The following is a 15,477-nucleotide window of genomic DNA, read 5'->3' as shown; positions in this document are numbered from 1 at the left end:
CGATGCTTCAGGTTTTGAGGGCATCGCACCTCTCTTTGGAGCTGCGCAGGCAGATGCATCAGATGAGACACATGGGGAGCCAGGTGGGACAGACGGATTTCTTCACGCGACTAGGGCCGATGCGGCCGGCGCAGCAGTTGCGGCAGCTGCTGTGCTGCAGCCTGCTGTGTCTTTCACCGCTTGCGCAGGCTGCGCAGCTGCAGGTGGGAGCAGGCTCACGCGTGGACTTCGGAGATGCCACGGTGAGGCTGGGCTGCGCGGACCTGCATGTGAACGGATCGGCCGCAGCATCGGCATCGACATTGAACGGCATCGCCACTCTGAACATTGGAGCTGCAGGCGGGCTGCAGGCCGGAACGGCGCAGGTGGCGCTGTCCGGGGATTTTGTGCGCAGCGGCAGCTTCGATGCCGGGGGTTCCACCGTGTCCATCATGGACAGCTGCGCGCACAGCATATCGCGCGTGAGCGGTGGCACGGTGTTCAACCACCTGTCCGTGACCAGCGGCACGGGCAAGACCCTGGAGCTGGCGGCAGGCCAGAGCACGACGGTGCTGGGCCAGCTCACGCTGCAGGGCGCACAGGGCCGGTTGCTCAGGCTGCGCAGCTCGGCCGCAGGGACGGCGGCACAGCTGTCGGCCACGGCCCAGCAAAGCGTGCAGTTCGTAGATGTGGCCGACAACCGGGCCACGAGCGAGGTATTGGCCTTTGGCAAGCCGGACCAGTTCCAGTCCCAGGCCAGCGGCAATCTGTTCCGCTGGTTCCAGTTCGATGCGCAGGGACAGGACCAGGGCGGCGGCAGCGGCGGCAGCGGCGGCAGCGACATACGGCGCGTTCCTTCCCTTTCCATTGCGTGGACCGCCACGCTGGGAGCGCTGCTGGCACTGGCCGGCATGGCACGCATGGCGGCCCTGCGCCGCAAGCCACAGCGCAGCCCCCTACGCCGGTTCTAGCCCACACAACGGCGCCACAGCGCTGCAGAAAGATTTCCATGCATTGCATGCCATCCCAGGCCATCGCGGCGCTAATCCTGTTCATCGGGGTTTGCGCCAGCCCAGCGGCCTTTGCCCAGCCATCCGGACTGCTTGCCTCCGAGCAGGCACCCGCAGAGCACCCATACACAGCGCAGGCCGCACAACGGGCGGTGAACGAAACATCGCAGGAATCCAGCGTGCTGGCATCGGAGCAAGGCCTGGAGACCCTGGACAGCGAACGCGCCCGTGCTCGGGTCGAGGCCCGGAGCATGCCCCGGCTGATGCAGGCGCCCCAGCCACTGGCCTCAGACAGTCCCGCCGAAGCGACGGGGCAATGAACCCCCTACCCAGAAAAAGGAAGACCAACATGCCCTTGAACACCTCACGCACCACTCCACCGCTGGTGCTGGCCCTGGTTTGCGCAATGGCCTCGGCATTCGCTCCTGCACAGGCGGCCGATGTAGTGGTGCAGCCGTCCGCAGGCAGCTCCCTGATCGTCACCGACAGCGCGGGCGGCGCGCAGCGGCTGCGCGTGCAGGAGGACGGGCGCATCGCCCTGCCCGGCTGGCAGGGTTTGGCCCAGCAGACGGGGCCCATGTGCATCGACGTGACCCTGGGCTTTGTGGGGCCCTGCCCGGCGACCACGGGCTTTTCCCTGCCCTATTCCGCCACGGTCGGTTCGGTGGTGCCGCTGTTCGCCCTGAACCAGTCGGGCAGCGCCGGCGGCATCAGCGTGCAACTGCCAGCAGGCAATTCGGCCGCCGCCATCAGGGTCCAGCACACAGGCAACGGGGCCGGCATCCAGGTCGATACAGGATCAGGATTTTCCGTCCATGGCAGAACCGATGTCCGCACCTCGGCGGCCTTCGTGGGCGACAACTCCTCTGGAGAAGCCATTGTCGGACGGCAAAGCGGCACCGGCTGCAAAGATGTCCTGCCCGATAGGTGCAAGGGCATTGGCGCCGTCGTGGGGCGCCACGATGGCCCGGGCGGCTACGGCGTGCGTGGCTTCGTCACCAGCGCCGACGGAGCCATCGGCGTGCTGGGCCAGGTGGGAATCAATGGGGGCCAGGGGGTTGCAGGCCGCTTCGAGAACCAGAATGCGGCGAACACCTTCAACACCCTGGAGGTCTCGACCACGGGCAGCGGCGCTGCGGTGCATGTGACGGGCGGAGCCAACACGCAGGACCTGGCGGTGCTGACCTCGTCCGGCACCAAAGTGGCGCGCATAGACAAGACCGGCAGGGGCTTTTTCAACAACGGCACCCAGACCGGCGGCGCCGACATTGCCGAGGTGATCGACACCCAAGGCCCGCTGCCCCAGCCCGGCGACGTGGTGGAGATCGACCCCGACCACCCCCTGCACTACCGCCTGTCCAGCGGCGCGCAGAGCCCGCTGGTGGCCGGCGTGGTGACCACGCGGCCCGGCGTGCTGATGAATGCGGATGTGCAGGACGCCACGAACCTGCCCGCGCTGGCGCTGGCAGGCCGCGTGCCGGTGAAGGTGACGCTGGAGGGCGGCCCCATACAGGCCGGCGACCTCCTGGTGTCGGCCAGCATCCCGGGCCATGCGGCCAGGGCGCCGACCCCTCCGGTGCCGGGGACGGTGATCGGCAAGGCCATGCATGGACATGACCAGCCCCAAGGCCAGACCGGCGTGGTCGAGATGCTGGTGATGCTGCGCTAGTTCTGCAGTTGCTGCCAGACTTTGTCCAGCCGCTTGATGCTCACCGGGTACGGCGTGCGCAGCTCCTGGGCGAAGAAGCTCACGCGCAGCTCCTCCAGCATCCAGCTGTGCTCCTGCATGCGCGCATCGATGTGACCTTCACTACTGCCAGAGCGTGCAGGGCGCGCTCAATCTTAATGGACCTGCCCGCGACTGTATTGACCCAGTGAAAACCTGCTCAGGCGTTAACGTCGAGAGGAAGACGCCATGCCCACACAGTGACCTGTTGCCGGTTGATCAACTGTGGCACCGTTGCCCGCAGCCCAGTCGCCACACCTCTCCCAACCCCATGCGATGGGCAGGTGATCGCGTGCGGGGCGTGTCACTTCTGCCTAAATTTTAGGCAGTTTTTTAGACACTGGGTCTCCAACTTGTGTCCACCACTTTTGCAGCTGCATCCACAGCAGACATCAGCGTCTCGTCTGCCAAGTGGCTGTAGCGCGCCGTGGTCTTGATCTGGGAGTGGCCAAGAAGTTTGCTCACCACATAGATGGATTGCCCCGAGTTCACCAGGTTGCTCGCGAACGTGTGGCGCAGGTCATGCATCCGCAGGTCTGCGATCCCCGCCGCCTTGCGGACCTTGTCCCAGAGATAGAACAGGTTGCCAAACGGCCGCTTGGTATCCGGGTTGGGAATCACATAAGGGCATCCGCTCCAACGTGGCAGCCCCCGCAACACCTCCAGAGCCCTGTCAGAGATCGGAATGCATCGGGCTTTCCCGCTCTTGGAAAGAGGAATGCGCCAGTTGCGCCGCTCCAGATCAACGTCTTCCCAACGTGCATCCAGCAGCTCACGCTTGCGGCATCCGAGCAGCAGCAAAAGAGCAACGATGCTCTTCAACTGGGGAGAACCACGCTGGGACAGGGCCTCGTGCAGGCGCTGGGTTTCAGCCGCGCTGAGATACCGCTCCTTCGCGTTGTTCGGGTTGAACAGCACCACACCGTCGGCAGGGTTGGACTCACTTCCCGGGATGCCTTTCTTCCTCGCCAGATTGAACATGATCTTGAACAGGATGGGTATCTTGTTGGCATGAGCCAACGCATAGCCCTTCGTGCGCAGATCCTGGTGAGCCTCGGCCAGCATGTTGGTCGTGATTTCGTCCAGGTGCTTGGCTCCAAAACGCGGCAGGACATGGCACTTGATGAAGCTCAGCGTGGACTGAAAATTCCTCCGGTGCAGGTGGATGTGCGGCACATAGGTATCGCGGATGAACTCGGCCAAGGTCGGCACCGCACGCAAGGCTTGGCGCTCCTCCAGCGGATTGCCGCCCAGCTCCACCTCCGAGCGCAACCGCATGGCCTTCTGCCGGGCCTTGTCGTAGCTGACCGCAGCAGCGTCACCGATCTTGCATTGGCGCAGCTTGCCGTGGCTATCGTGATAGCGCAGGTAAAAGGTTTTGCCACCTGAAGGTCGAGCCTCCAGGATGAACCCTTTGAGTGCGTTGTCGTAATAGTCCACCTTGGATTTTCCGGGCGGGCAAACCGCTTCACGCACGAACTGCGCACTGAGTTTGACAATGGGCATACAGCCTCTCCTTTCATGAAGTTGATTGATAAAGATCCGCGCCCATGGAGATCGGCGCCTAAGCAATAGACGCACGAACGCCTCTCCACATGGGCGTGGCCATTAACAAGACAATGGGTTAATAAAGATGCGGAACAGTCCCGCAGAGACCATCACCGCAGGAATCGACGATGATCAAAATCATCGGCTTAGGAAAACTCACTTGAAAACTCCAGGAAACGGCCACCACTGGTTTCACAAGTGAGCCCACCACCTTTCACTGTGACGGCACCCCCGATCACTATTTCAGAACTCTGGAATCGGCGGCTTTCCTGCACGCAAAGGCTTCTCTTCTTCCGGGGGCAGCTCACTTGGCAACTCTGGCAGATACCGTGCAAAAGCATCAGCAAAATCACGCACCTCATAGCCCTTGGGCGTATAGTCCGCATTCATGCGCACAGTCTTGGTTTTTATTCCATAGGCACTCATGAATTTTGCCAGCTGACGCGCCGAAAGCGGTTTACCGCCATTGTAGGTGCCCCAGTCCATATCATCATCGTCATGGAGCTCTTGCAACAAATATGCCGACGGAATGTACTTTTCCGAATAGTCAGACAAGACCTCGCGAATATCCTCCAGCAATTGATTGGAAGATGCCTTAGGCGGCGCTGTTTCTTCACAGTTTTTCAGGGCTGCCTCACACGCTTTTTGATACCACTCTTCGCCAAGGCACTTTGCAATGGCCAGCAAGGGCTCCCAATTATCTTGCTGGCGATCACTGAGTTCCTGTGGCATCTCATCCCAGCCTTTCGCTAAGGCGTCCTTGTTATCTATAACAAATTTCAGAATACGAGAACGCAGGCCTTTAAAAACCTCTGGATCGGCAGAACGTAAGCGCTGAACATTGTCGCCCTTGGTCTTGCGCCTCATGGGAATCTGAATACCTCGACTCATTGTGGCGCTCGGCAAGTGCCGCTCAAGCATGATTCCGGCCATGACTTTAGGGCCATAAACCACATAGGCACGCTCGACAAGCTCTTTCCCCACGGCCTCTACCCGCAAGACAAATCCTCCTTTTTCGTAGCCCTTGTTCACTACCCCAGCAAATTCTGTTTTTCCCTCCATAAATGTGTCTGCTTCATCGATCAGTAGCGTGGGCATGAAATTAGTGATCAACCTAAAAAGTGCTGCCAAGGTAATATTGGCTGACTCCATTGGTCGAAACACAAATTTCTCCACCACCTTTAGCAGCTGAGTTTTCCCACATTCTTTCTCTGGAGCATTAATCAGCAACAGAGGGCAACGCTGAAAATCCCTATAGCACCATGTATTAATAGACCATAGCCCCACAATCAAGGCATCATGATCCGATATGATCACGTGATTTTTAATGGCACGCATAATTTCAGTCATCAGCATGCCGCAATCGATCGCACCCTCAAACGGCTCGACATTATTCGCGTCCAGGCTCTTTGAAATGATCGACGAAGTTGAACTCACAGGCTTAGTTTTCATGATCCATCCTTTGAAATTTTTCGGTTGCTTTGAAATTACGCGGTTGAGAAGATGGATTGGCCAATCCGTGGTTCGCTGAGTGCAGGCAGCGATCCAGGACTGAATTCTTCATAAAAACCGCATCCTCGCAACCCACGCCACTTAACCCTCCATGGCGCTCCCCTTAAAATTCATGCCAACTCTCGGATCACGGTAATCAAAGCACTAAGGATGGAGGCACAGCAAACAAGGAAATTAAAATATATAAGCCTTAACGTACTTCTGTATGGGATTGAATTTTCTCTAGAAATAGAGCGCCTTCAAGAAGCGAGTCGCAAAAATCTAAGGAATGGAGGCACACCAAACAAGGAAAACAAAATTCCTTGGCTTGGAAGCACTTCTAGCTGGGGATTTTTTTGAGCTTAGGAAAGAAGTACTTCTGCGAAGGAGCAAAGAAGGCAAGAAGCCAACCATCGCACTCCAAATGTACAAAATTTGAAACTCTTGTAACCAATGACAATAATTCTCTTGCTTACAACATCACTGCTTTTCAGGCAACATATTGGGCAGCACCCCCTCTGCCCCGCCCCGATACGCAACATCCGCAACGCCGCAACGTTGTTGCAGGGCATGGCCCGATGGGTGGCGCCGTGGCAGATGTGGCGGAGTCCGGGGAGGGCAGCCCCCGGGGGCCGGGGGGGCCGGGGGGCTGGGCAGCACCGCGTCGCCCCGGCTGGTGCCCAGGTTGCCCCCAGGCGAGCCCGGCAGGGGTCCGGGATCACCCCCCTCATGGAGCGGCCGTCGCGCGCCGCCCTGGCCCAACCCCCGCCCCCCAGGGCGCAGAGGCTGGAGCGGACTTCCTCCGGGAGCTTGGCTCAGGCTATTTCCGAAGGTAGCCCACCCACAGGGCAGCCCCCGCACCAACCAGAATCACGATCAGCAACAGGGGATACATAAAGGTCAGCGCAGCGGCAGCAGCTATGGACATGGGGCGTGTAGCGTTGAACCACATTCCCAGTACCAATACCGTAACCAAGGCGGCCTGTATGCCCGGGGTCAAGCCCCCTCCTTTGCCTTCCGGCGCGACTTCCCTGCCATGCTGGCGGCACTGCCCTCGTCCTTCGCCTTGGGCGGGTTGCGCGTGATCCCCTCCAGCGTGGCTCCGGGCACATGCTCATGGAGCCGCGTGTTCACCTCGCCCGGCCGGATGAGCCCAAGATCCCGTAGCGCAGCCAGCACGAAGCCGCCTGTGTTGATGGACTTGCCTGGATGCAGGCTATGGAAGCTCTTGGCGGTCAGCTCCTGCGCTCCCGAAACGATCGCCTCGATGGCCGAGGCTGGCGCCCAGTCCTTGCACCACACGCCGTTGCCGGTGCTATCGGCGATACGCAGGTACAGCGCGTTGTCGCCCTTGCCCTGGCCCACCGTGTAGGTGAGCGTGCTTCGGCCCGACACTGACAGGCACTTGCCGTTGTAGATGCTGTCGATCGATACGGGTTGCTGCCCGTTTTCTGTCGCTTCGAATTCACTCATAAAGTTCTCCTTAGTAGATCGATGCAATAGGCAGGTGGCCTATCAGATAAGGTGGCAAAACGCCCTCAGACAAAAAAAAGCCGCCTCGATGGGCGGCAGGTGGTGGGCGATGAAGGCAGGTCACTGTGATCTGGCCCTCACTTGGCTGGCGCAATAGGCCGTGAGCAGGGGATCAAGATCCGCATGTTTGGGCACGTAGATCACGACACCGAAGCCGTCATCACTGAGCACCAGGGTCAGTTCGAACCAATCCCGATGGCTTTCGGCGACATCGCAATGGCGGCCAAGAAGTGAAAAACCCAGTTCCGCATCAATAGTAGTCAATGCGTCACTGGGCTCCAGAACCAGGATTTTGATGAGACTGGACAGGTCATCCACCTCATATTCGGCCAACTCTTCAATACGCAGGCTGATCAGTTTATCCAGCTCGATGCACCGGACTTGACCGCAGGCTTCATGAATAGATAGGAAATCCGCATAAACGCGCATAAAACTCCTTTCTGTTAGAAAAATAAAGCCCGCCGAGGATCTCTCCAGGGCGGGCCAACAAGGAAACAACCAAACAGCTACTCTTATTCAGTCAATAAATACCCTTTAAATGGTTAGCACAAGAAACATGGCCATTAAATTTCACTTTGACTTGAGTGCAGAAAAAGTGACACCTCCGATTGACACCAGCAAAGGCACTCCGAGCATTACGGCAAACAAAGGCAGCAAACGTCCCGTTCCTATCAGAGAGACCCCCTCCGATATCAACCCCAGCGTTAACGCGTTGACACCTGTGCTGAACAAGGCGATCAAGTGCCAGGTCGCCATTCCCACCGCCAGCAACAATGTGCCTATCCAGACCCGCTTGAGCACGGTGTAGGTCGCCTGCGGAAGGAACGAGCACCAAGCCATAGCAGCAAGCAGCGCAGCCGCCACGCTCGTCTTGGGCCAGAGATACATGAGCAGCAGCACCCACACGCAAGCAGAGGACAGGATGGCCGTGGCCCAACGGGCGAAGTACTCACTCGCTGGCAACTGGTCAATGGCCTGCAGATAGGGCCCTGACAGCTTCTCCCCGAACAGCTTCAGCAGCAGACCGCCCAGGATCAAGGTCACGCTCAGGATGATGTTGACCAAGCGGTCATGCATCAAGCCGTTGTTTGTGATCCTTCTGCCGCCCATGCCATCAACAGCAACATCGCTGCCCAAGGCGAGGATGAGCATGACGATCCCCACAAGCATGATCGCGGTTGAAACCCTCTTCATTCGTTGCTCCCTTCTTTGGATTGAGCCAACTCGGCCCTGATCTCGGTTTCGTGGCGATTGCTTACCTTGGTGACGTAGTAGCACGTCCAAATCAGCATTCCCAGGCCAAACCACCACGCCATAAAGAAACCAAGGGCGGTGCCCAGCATGAGGAGGCCAAATGCCCAGTTTTCTCCTTTCGTGAATCGTTTTCCGGCAAGTGCGCTGATATGCGCATCTACCTTCTTCTTGGCCTCCTGGCTTACTCGCTCATCCAGCACGGGAGCTGTATCAGTTGATACTTGGTCCTTGGTGCCGTGCAGTTGGGCCTCGATCTCTTGAATCTTCTGCGCCGCCTCCTTCTCGGCAGACTCTTTGATCGCCCTCTCGCGCGCTTGCTCCTGTTGCCTCTTTTCAAGCAACTCCTGCCGCTTGAGCGCGTCCTGCGCCGCCTCTTCCTTCTGCAATTGCGCCCTTCTCTCGGCAATTTTTTGGTTCAGATCCAATTTATTCCTCGCTCAGTAGACTGCTCAAAGCCGCTCCTGCGGCAACCATGCCCGCTGCCCCAACGGCAGCTCCACGCCCCTTGCGCTTGGCTGCGTCTTCAGCACGAATCACTTCGTCAATGCACCTCGCGGCTCTTGCGGCACGCTCGGATTCCGGCACTCTCCTTTCAAAAGTAATCATCAAGGTTTCTCTGTCTGCAACGACGAGATGTCTTTGCATGACCTTTTCCATAAAAACCAGGCGCCATCCTTCCGACGCCATGGCATTTATATAGGCCTCTAGGACTTCAGTTTCTATTCTCCCTTCTCCTAGTAATAGCGAGCTGATCGCCCCATCTGCCACGTCAATGACCTTGTATTCGTAATCCATATAATCCTCCAAGTTGAAATAAATATATACACGGACAAATTTTTTCGCCACCTCAATTAGTTTATTGAAACCCATTAATAATCAATCAACCACCTTTTAATGATGTAACGTTTTTCGTGACGACAGAATATCACAGTGTAACGAAACTCGCTACATGAATTCCGTCTCTCTCGAGCCTTCCAATGTCGTAGGACGCCGTATGCGTGCCCAGCGTGAAGCCCTTCAGTGGTCCCAGGAAAAAGTGGGAGTACTGATCGGCATTGATGAGTCCTCAAGCCGTGCGCGCATCAGTAGGTATGAGCTGGGGACACACGAACCCCCTGTGAAAACCGCTCGACAGATCGCCGAAGTACTAAACGTCCCCTTGGCCTATCTTTATTGCGAGGATGATGAGATCGCCGAACTTCTTTTGGTGCTGTTCAAGCTCAGTTATCCACTTCGCCATCAGATCGTTGCTTCATGGATAAATCAAGCAAATGAAATATAGCGCTGTTGCGTGCGATCTGCATATGCATCAATGGACCGCAATTTATGTCCGATACCATTTTTCAATTTATTCACAATTGGCTAAATAAATTAATCAAGAAAACTCAAAACCCCCTACGTTCAACATAATAATTTTGAAAACTTTAATTCACCAAAACCCCAATTAAATAAGAAAACCAACCGGGTTAACACTCATAAGCAAGAGCGCACTCCGGCGTCACCGCACAGACTGCAAGGAAGTGACTCGGCAAACATCTAACTGGTGGCGAAGCTACCCTGGCCGATTCGTACTCCAGGCCAGCGCACCAGCCCTAGCGCTATCGAAGAGTCCACGCTGATGCTCTTCAGCATCGAATTGCGCCACCGTCGGATGCTGTAGTCGCGGATTGCCAGCTATGGGAGGCCCCCCCCCACTGCCGACAGTATTCTGATTAGTACTGGCTTGTCTCACCCCAGCGACGTACAGCCCACTGAGTCGGTGATTTGCATGAGCATGAGGCACTTGGTGACATACTGCACATTGACACCTAGAAGCTCGGCCGCGTCATCAGACTCATCGAGTAACGGGCAACCCGCGCGACTTGGTCGAGGTATAGTCTGAAGACCTTTTTATGTGACTATCGAAGATGGTATGCGAATCACCTTCACTGCTATGCATCCCGACAAGAAGAGTCATGATTCTTTCGTACTCCCTCAGAACACAGTGGCGTAGGAGATGCCTGTCAAACGAGGGGATCACTTGAGACTCGCTTGCCGATGTATGCTGCATGGCGAATTGCCATCGTACTTGCGAAGTCTTTAAGCCAAATAATGCACAAGACTTCCTAGAACCATATCGCTGAAATAGGAAATAATGGGATAGAAATTCCGGAACTTAGATATTTTTTCTGTTAATTTTCAGCATCGGTCACCGCATCACCAAATCTTGGGAGAGAGACTTTGAAAACAGCTTTGTTTGTTGATTTCGATAATGTATATTCCGGCCTACGGCGTATCAGTACACTGGGGGCGGATCGATTAGCCCGTCAGCCTGCAAAGTGGCTGCAGTGGCTCACTGACAACCTTCCGACGACAGTGTCGGAGTCAGAAGCGATTAGAAATCGTAGAGTACTGGTGCGCCGCTGTTACTTGAACCCGGTTATGTTCAATCAGTTTCGACGTCCTTTTCACGAGGCGGGATTTGAAATCGTCGACTGCCCACCTACAACTGCTTCTGGAAAAACCAGTACAGACATACACTTGGTGCTAGACACTATCGACGCTTTACAGGATGCTACACACTTCGATGAGTTCGTCGTTTTCTCCGCCGACGCCGACTTTTCACCATTATTGCGTCGTTTGCGAAGACATGACCGGCGCACCATCATTTTTGCAGCGGGTGCCATGTCAGAGTCCTACAAAGCTGCTGCAGATGCCGTGATAGATATCTCGACTTTCATTCGGGAAGCCCTTCAGCTAATCGAGGACGAAATAGACATAGAAACCGATCAAGTTGTTGGCAACAGCATGCCATCCTTACGCATGGTTGAACTCCGAAAGAAAGCTGAGGGATCAATACGTCGCCTGGTCCTTGACGCAGCAGATCCGGTCCCGCTACCAAGGCTAGCACAACAGTTACAACGCGAAATTCCTGGACTGAAGGAATCTATGTGGGCAGAAGCCGGCTCTTTTAGCAATTTGATACGTCAGCTGTCTCCCGCAGGCGTCCAATTCGACTTTAAGGATGAAATGGCATTCGATATAGTTAGGAAAGAGCAAGCCAATTTCAGACAACCAAGCTCTGCATTAATAACATCGACCCCTGCAGAAAAAAATAGAGCACCCAACAACTCGCTCTCAGCTGAAATGCAGGAATTATTACCCATATCAAGTGATCAAATCGATGAAGCTGCAGTCCGTATGATCCGTCAATGGATAGGGGCAGCCACGCGTCCCATGCTATTCTCGACTCTTGGAACCGAGCTCAGGAAGGCGCTTCCGCAACTAGCGGATGGATGGAACGGTGCTCCAACGCTGGCTGCATATCTTCAACGGCTTCCCCTAGAGCCACTAATGCGGGGATCGCTGGAAGATGGTTCAACATTCGTTCTCTACGACCCAGAGCAACATCAAGCACCGGCCGGGGTTGTCGGGGACTCAATGGTTTCAGCGATGCTCCGAGCAGCAGAACTGCCAGTTATCCGCGCACAGGACTTCGTACGCATACTGCATCAAGCACGTGTGCATATGGGCCAACAAGAACCTTTTGAGATTGCTGCAGTCAGTCGGAAAGTTTCAGAGTCGCTTGGTGCCGAAAACCGACATATTCCGATCAAACGCATTACAGCCACCCTTCAAGCCTTAATATTTGGAGGCCTTGACACCACTCAGGCATTTTCTTCTCCGCAAGCATTAGTTACTGCAGCAATGGGCGTGATCTTGGCATCTTGGTCGCGTGAAACCCAAGTCCAAACAGACGATGAGGCAAGGAATCGTCTTATTTCATGGCTTACCAGAACCAGCCCTTCTACCGCTAACGAAAAATGAAATAGCACTCCTGATTCACAGCTCTGCCCTGTCGCTTATCTGTGAATCGCTCATCCACAAAGTGAGAAACATACCGCCGGCCACAAAGAAGTTGGCACCTTGGTTGGAGCAACTCAATTCCCTACGATCAGCCAAAACGTGGTTGCCGTGGCGTAGGCGCCCAATATGTTTAGGAAAACCTGAGCTATCACGGCATGATGGCATGGGTGGGGCAGTATATTTTATTCGGTAGGAACTTTAGAAGTATTCATGGTCTGTTTACGCCAACCGTCGACTGCAATCGAGAGGTCAGCAACCGCCTCGCCCGAAGCCCAGCGTTCCCAGAATTCCACAGTGCCACTGTTTGGTCGATGCTCCGGCATTGAAACCCGGATCCGAGTAGGCAGCAGACTAGCATCCCCAACCACCAATGCTTCACCAGTGTCAAGCACCGGTAGGAGGTCGCCGAATCCCGCCAAGCTGTCTGGGAGCAGCCTACGCACCACTGACTGGTCGTCGCCATTAGTGAGACGCATAGCAACCAAGTTGTTGCACTGACTCAGGACGGTACGGTTGACCTCGGAGGGTCGCTGGCTGATTACGACCAATCCGACGCCATACTTGCGGCCTTCCTTAGCAATCCTCTCGAATATCTCAACAGATATCTCTCCAGCTCCACCGGACTGTTGCCGCTCAGGAATATAGAGATGCGCCTCATCGCAGAAGATCGCTATTGGGTGGCGCATACAGGCTTCGGTCCACTGCTGCACAGAAAAGGCGAGCTTCGCAACCAGACTTACCATCAAAGGCAAAACATCTGATGGCACTTCGGAAAAGTCGATGATCTTCACACCACCTCCGCCATCCTTCTGGTTAATCGAACCAGCCAACAGTGCCTTGACCAAACGCTCAAGCCAGTCAAACATGTGCGTTTCAGTAGTGCCTTGGAACAGGAAGCCAAGTCGCCGGTCCGTGCGTTTATTCTCCAACCGCTGAATCATCCGGCTCAGCTTTCCATTGAATTCACCAGCCTTCTCTGAACCGGCGCGTGCGCCCGGTACCATTTCATCGTTGAGCTTGCCCAGTTCGTCTATAACACAATTGAGATCAAATGGAATCGGACTATCAATCGTGAAGTTATCGAGCACGTCTTTGCGGCCGTGCGCCTCAAGATAGGCCTGCTTGGCTGCCAGGATGGCACGGGACATCACCATCGCCTGGTTCGGCGCGTTCTGATCGGTGCGCTCGACAAACATTGATGTCATGGCTTCGTAGCCGAGCAGCCAGTAAGGCAAAAATATTACGCCGTTGTCAAGTGATGCCTTACCGTCCAGATCAGCAGGGCCTGCGACGCGAAAATGCTGGAACCCTTTCGCGTTCAATGGCGCATATTCGCCATGAATATCGAAAACGACCGCATTGGCGTTTGGCAGTGCTGCTACCTGTTCAAGGATCCTGGCTGTAGTCCAGGACTTGCCAGATCCCGTGCTGCCAACGACGACTGCATGGCGTTGAAAGAATTTATTGCCGTTCAAAAATGCATCGGCACTCGCATCAAGAGTGTAGTGCCCGAGCGTGAGTTTCTGCCCATCTCCCGAAATATTGGCGATGACGCGCATGAAAGCTGTCAGCCGCTCACCCTCAAGCGCAAAGCAGTTGGCATCAATCTCCGGAACTGTTTCCAACGTGCGCAGGAAGACGTTGCTGCGATTCCCAACCTTGTCTATCAGCGTGCCGATGAGTGCGATCCGCACAACATTGAGTTCCGCCACTTGGTCGCCATCCGTTGTCTCCTCCGTGTCCACCGAGCTTCCAATGCCGTCGACCGCTGTACGCGTAATCTTCTGAATGATACCGATCAGGTACTGACCAGCACGGCTGCTTTGCAGCACTGCCAAACGGTTTACCTGCAGCTTGCGTAGCCGCTCAACATCATCCACCGCTATCACCACGGTAGCTGTATCCACAGAGCGGACCCGCCCCAAAGATTCGTTGTCTTTATAATCGAGGATACTCATATGCATTTATCCAATAACAAGAGGAAGAAGTCGATCGAGACGCCAGAAGGATTCACCAGCAAGCTCTAGGCCATCCGGCGCTTCGTGGCTGAACATCCGGGTGCCCGCCGGTGACTCCTCGAGTGCAACGTAGCGGCTGCAGCGTCCGCTTTTAAGGAACTTGTGGGCCGTGGGGCTGATTTCCTTAGTGATAAGAACCAACGGAACCTCAGGACGCGTGCAGCGCTCCATCATCAGAGGCTGTAAGTGATCGTCATTGAAACCGTAGCCAATGCATAGAAATGCGCTGGCACGGGCGACTGCATCGTCGGCGCTGTGCATAGCACTACGGAATGGCTCTTCATGGGTTCTGCGGTATTTCTCGGTGCCTGGCGTGACGATGACTGGAGTAAAGTCTCTCGGAACCGTTCCAATGGGGGGTAACGCAACGACCGATCCGTCCATTCCGCTGAACCAGCCCAGCGAGCCATGCACCTTCCAGACATTGACCGTACGCGCTGGTCTACGCGCTGTGTGGATCCGCGGAACATCGACAGCGCGCGAGCCGAACATGCCAAAGGTGAAACCGGTGTAAGCACAGTAGCCGGCGGCCTCCGCAGCATACTCTGCAAGGCGGTCATAGTTGGGGGTCACAACCTGGATTTCCATGGCAGTACTGCGCAAGAGGTGCTGGAACAGTTGGCTAAGCGGCAACAACCGCCGGTTAGCGAGCACCTGCTCGAAAATCTGGAAGTCTGCTGCGTTGAGAAATTTCCAAGTGGTGTGTACTATATGCTTGAGCACCTGAGGTGTCACATTGACATCGGTCAAAGCGGACTCAAGATCCATCTTCTGAACTTTGTCGAGGAATCCGGTCCATCCTATGAGATGCGGGTCAAACTGGCAGTCCGCAGGCAGAATCGAAGCTGCTAGGTGACTGCCTAGGGGGCCCATACCTGGAATGCCATGCGCTGCAGACGCACCGCTACCCAGCACGATGACAGGTAGCTTGCTGATGCAGTCTTGGATATGTGACTGCATCGCATTCATTGCATTCAATGACTCCACTTCCTCACCTCTTTTCTCAACGTATTGATACGATACATGATTTCACTGACTGTGTCATCCTGTCGAAATCAGAATCAACCAGTCT

Annotated in this window: 14 protein-coding genes and 1 pseudogene; 5 read left to right on the top strand and 10 right to left on the bottom strand. The window is 55.7% G+C overall.

Annotation, left to right across the window (positions count from 1 at the left end; all coding sequences use genetic code 11):
• Nucleotides 1–221 precede the first annotated feature (221 nt).
• Genes ACFPFG_RS29615 through ACFPFG_RS29605 form a run of 3 tightly spaced genes read left to right on the top strand, consistent with a single transcriptional unit; the run spans nt 222 to nt 2,658 of the window.
• Nucleotides 222–950: a hypothetical protein gene (locus ACFPFG_RS29615; RefSeq protein ID WP_179217854.1), complete on the top strand. Its 729-nt coding sequence runs from the start codon at nt 222–224 to the stop codon at nt 948–950.
• A 38-nt stretch (nt 951–988) separates the two neighbouring features.
• Entirely contained in the window at nt 989–1,309 is a 321-nt protein-coding gene (locus tag ACFPFG_RS29610) for a hypothetical protein (RefSeq protein WP_088164237.1), read from the top strand.
• A gap of 29 nt (nt 1,310–1,338) precedes the next feature.
• Nucleotides 1,339–2,658, top strand: coding sequence for a hypothetical protein (locus ACFPFG_RS29605; protein WP_061287729.1), 1,320 nt, complete (start codon nt 1,339–1,341; stop codon nt 2,656–2,658).
• On the opposite strand, the pseudogene ACFPFG_RS29600 reads toward ACFPFG_RS29605, so the two are convergent.
• The 8 genes and pseudogenes from ACFPFG_RS29600 to ACFPFG_RS29565 all read right to left on the bottom strand — a co-directional run.
• Nucleotides 2,655–2,798 (bottom strand): annotated as a pseudogene (locus tag ACFPFG_RS29600) (DUF3418 domain-containing protein); the annotation flags it as partial. The gene ACFPFG_RS29605 and the pseudogene ACFPFG_RS29600 sit on opposite strands and share 4 nt — an antisense overlap.
• A 250-nt stretch (nt 2,799–3,048) precedes the next feature.
• Complete coding sequence (locus ACFPFG_RS29595; protein WP_061287728.1) at nt 3,049–4,221, bottom strand: site-specific integrase; 1,173 nt, start codon at nt 4,219–4,221, stop codon at nt 3,049–3,051.
• A gap of 285 nt (nt 4,222–4,506) precedes the next feature.
• Nucleotides 4,507–5,715, bottom strand: a complete 1,209-nt coding sequence (locus tag ACFPFG_RS29590) for a DUF3631 domain-containing protein (protein WP_082774897.1) — start codon at nt 5,713–5,715, stop codon at nt 4,507–4,509.
• 1,035 nt (nt 5,716–6,750) lie between these two features.
• On the bottom strand, nt 6,751–7,227 hold the full coding sequence (locus ACFPFG_RS29585; protein WP_061287725.1) for a hypothetical protein: 477 nt from the start codon (nt 7,225–7,227) through the stop codon (nt 6,751–6,753).
• Nucleotides 7,228–7,347: 120 nt separating this feature from the next.
• Nucleotides 7,348–7,716 (bottom strand): hypothetical protein, encoded by a 369-nt coding sequence (locus ACFPFG_RS29580; protein WP_061287724.1) that lies wholly within the window; start codon nt 7,714–7,716, stop codon nt 7,348–7,350.
• 141 nt (nt 7,717–7,857) lie between these two features.
• Nucleotides 7,858–8,481 (bottom strand): hypothetical protein, encoded by a 624-nt coding sequence (locus ACFPFG_RS29575; protein ID WP_061287723.1) that lies wholly within the window; start codon nt 8,479–8,481, stop codon nt 7,858–7,860.
• Entirely contained in the window at nt 8,478–8,966 is a 489-nt protein-coding gene (locus tag ACFPFG_RS29570) for a hypothetical protein (RefSeq protein WP_061287722.1), read from the bottom strand. Before ACFPFG_RS29570 ends, ACFPFG_RS29575 begins: the two co-directional genes overlap by 4 nt.
• A gap of 1 nt (nt 8,967) precedes the next feature.
• Complete coding sequence (locus ACFPFG_RS29565; RefSeq protein WP_223275331.1) at nt 8,968–9,411, bottom strand: DUF4177 domain-containing protein; 444 nt, start codon at nt 9,409–9,411, stop codon at nt 8,968–8,970.
• A 79-nt stretch (nt 9,412–9,490) separates the two neighbouring features.
• On the opposite strand from ACFPFG_RS29565, the gene ACFPFG_RS29560 reads away from it, so the two are divergent.
• The gene (locus ACFPFG_RS29560; protein WP_074931555.1) at nt 9,491–9,823 is read left to right on the top strand and encodes a helix-turn-helix domain-containing protein; all 333 of its coding nucleotides are present in this window, start codon (nt 9,491–9,493) and stop codon (nt 9,821–9,823) included.
• A 938-nt stretch (nt 9,824–10,761) separates the two neighbouring features.
• On the top strand, nt 10,762–12,348 hold the full coding sequence (locus ACFPFG_RS29555) for an NYN domain-containing protein (RefSeq protein WP_088164234.1): 1,587 nt from the start codon (nt 10,762–10,764) through the stop codon (nt 12,346–12,348).
• A 221-nt stretch (nt 12,349–12,569) separates the two neighbouring features.
• On the opposite strand, the gene ACFPFG_RS29550 is transcribed toward ACFPFG_RS29555, so the two are convergent.
• Together ACFPFG_RS29550 and ACFPFG_RS29545 are read right to left on the bottom strand one after the other, a co-directional pair.
• Entirely contained in the window at nt 12,570–14,345 is a 1,776-nt protein-coding gene (locus ACFPFG_RS29550) for an ATP-binding protein (protein WP_061287752.1), read from the bottom strand.
• Nucleotides 14,346–14,351: 6 nt separating this feature from the next.
• Complete coding sequence (locus ACFPFG_RS29545) at nt 14,352–15,374, bottom strand: SIR2 family protein (protein ID WP_217649254.1); 1,023 nt, start codon at nt 15,372–15,374, stop codon at nt 14,352–14,354.
• Between the last annotated feature and the right edge of the window lie 103 nt (nt 15,375–15,477).

Source organism: Delftia deserti (genome assembly GCF_042653485.1).
Classification (GTDB): Bacteria; Pseudomonadota; Gammaproteobacteria; order Burkholderiales; family Burkholderiaceae_C; genus Comamonas; species Comamonas acidovorans.
This window is presented reverse-complemented; position numbering and strand designations above follow the sequence as displayed.

Coding starts and splice junctions, on each gene's coding strand:
- ACFPFG_RS29610 (WP_088164237.1), top strand. CDS start 989: ATGCATTGCATGCCATCCCAGGCCATCGCGGCGCTAATCCTGTTCATC.
- ACFPFG_RS29605 (WP_061287729.1), top strand. CDS start 1,339: ATGCCCTTGAACACCTCACGCACCACTCCACCGCTGGTGCTGGCCCTG.
- ACFPFG_RS29595 (WP_061287728.1), bottom strand. CDS start 4,221: ATGCCCATTGTCAAACTCAGTGCGCAGTTCGTGCGTGAAGCGGTTTGC.
- ACFPFG_RS29590 (WP_082774897.1), bottom strand. CDS start 5,715: ATGAAAACTAAGCCTGTGAGTTCAACTTCGTCGATCATTTCAAAGAGC.
- ACFPFG_RS29585 (WP_061287725.1), bottom strand. CDS start 7,227: ATGAGTGAATTCGAAGCGACAGAAAACGGGCAGCAACCCGTATCGATC.
- ACFPFG_RS29580 (WP_061287724.1), bottom strand. CDS start 7,716: ATGCGCGTTTATGCGGATTTCCTATCTATTCATGAAGCCTGCGGTCAA.
- ACFPFG_RS29575 (WP_061287723.1), bottom strand. CDS start 8,481: ATGAAGAGGGTTTCAACCGCGATCATGCTTGTGGGGATCGTCATGCTC.
- ACFPFG_RS29565 (WP_223275331.1), bottom strand. CDS start 9,411: ATGGGTTTCAATAAACTAATTGAGGTGGCGAAAAAATTTGTCCGTGTA.
- ACFPFG_RS29560 (WP_074931555.1), top strand. CDS start 9,491: ATGAATTCCGTCTCTCTCGAGCCTTCCAATGTCGTAGGACGCCGTATG.
- ACFPFG_RS29550 (WP_061287752.1), bottom strand. CDS start 14,345: ATGAGTATCCTCGATTATAAAGACAACGAATCTTTGGGGCGGGTCCGC.
- ACFPFG_RS29545 (WP_217649254.1), bottom strand. CDS start 15,374: ATGAATGCGATGCAGTCACATATCCAAGACTGCATCAGCAAGCTACCT.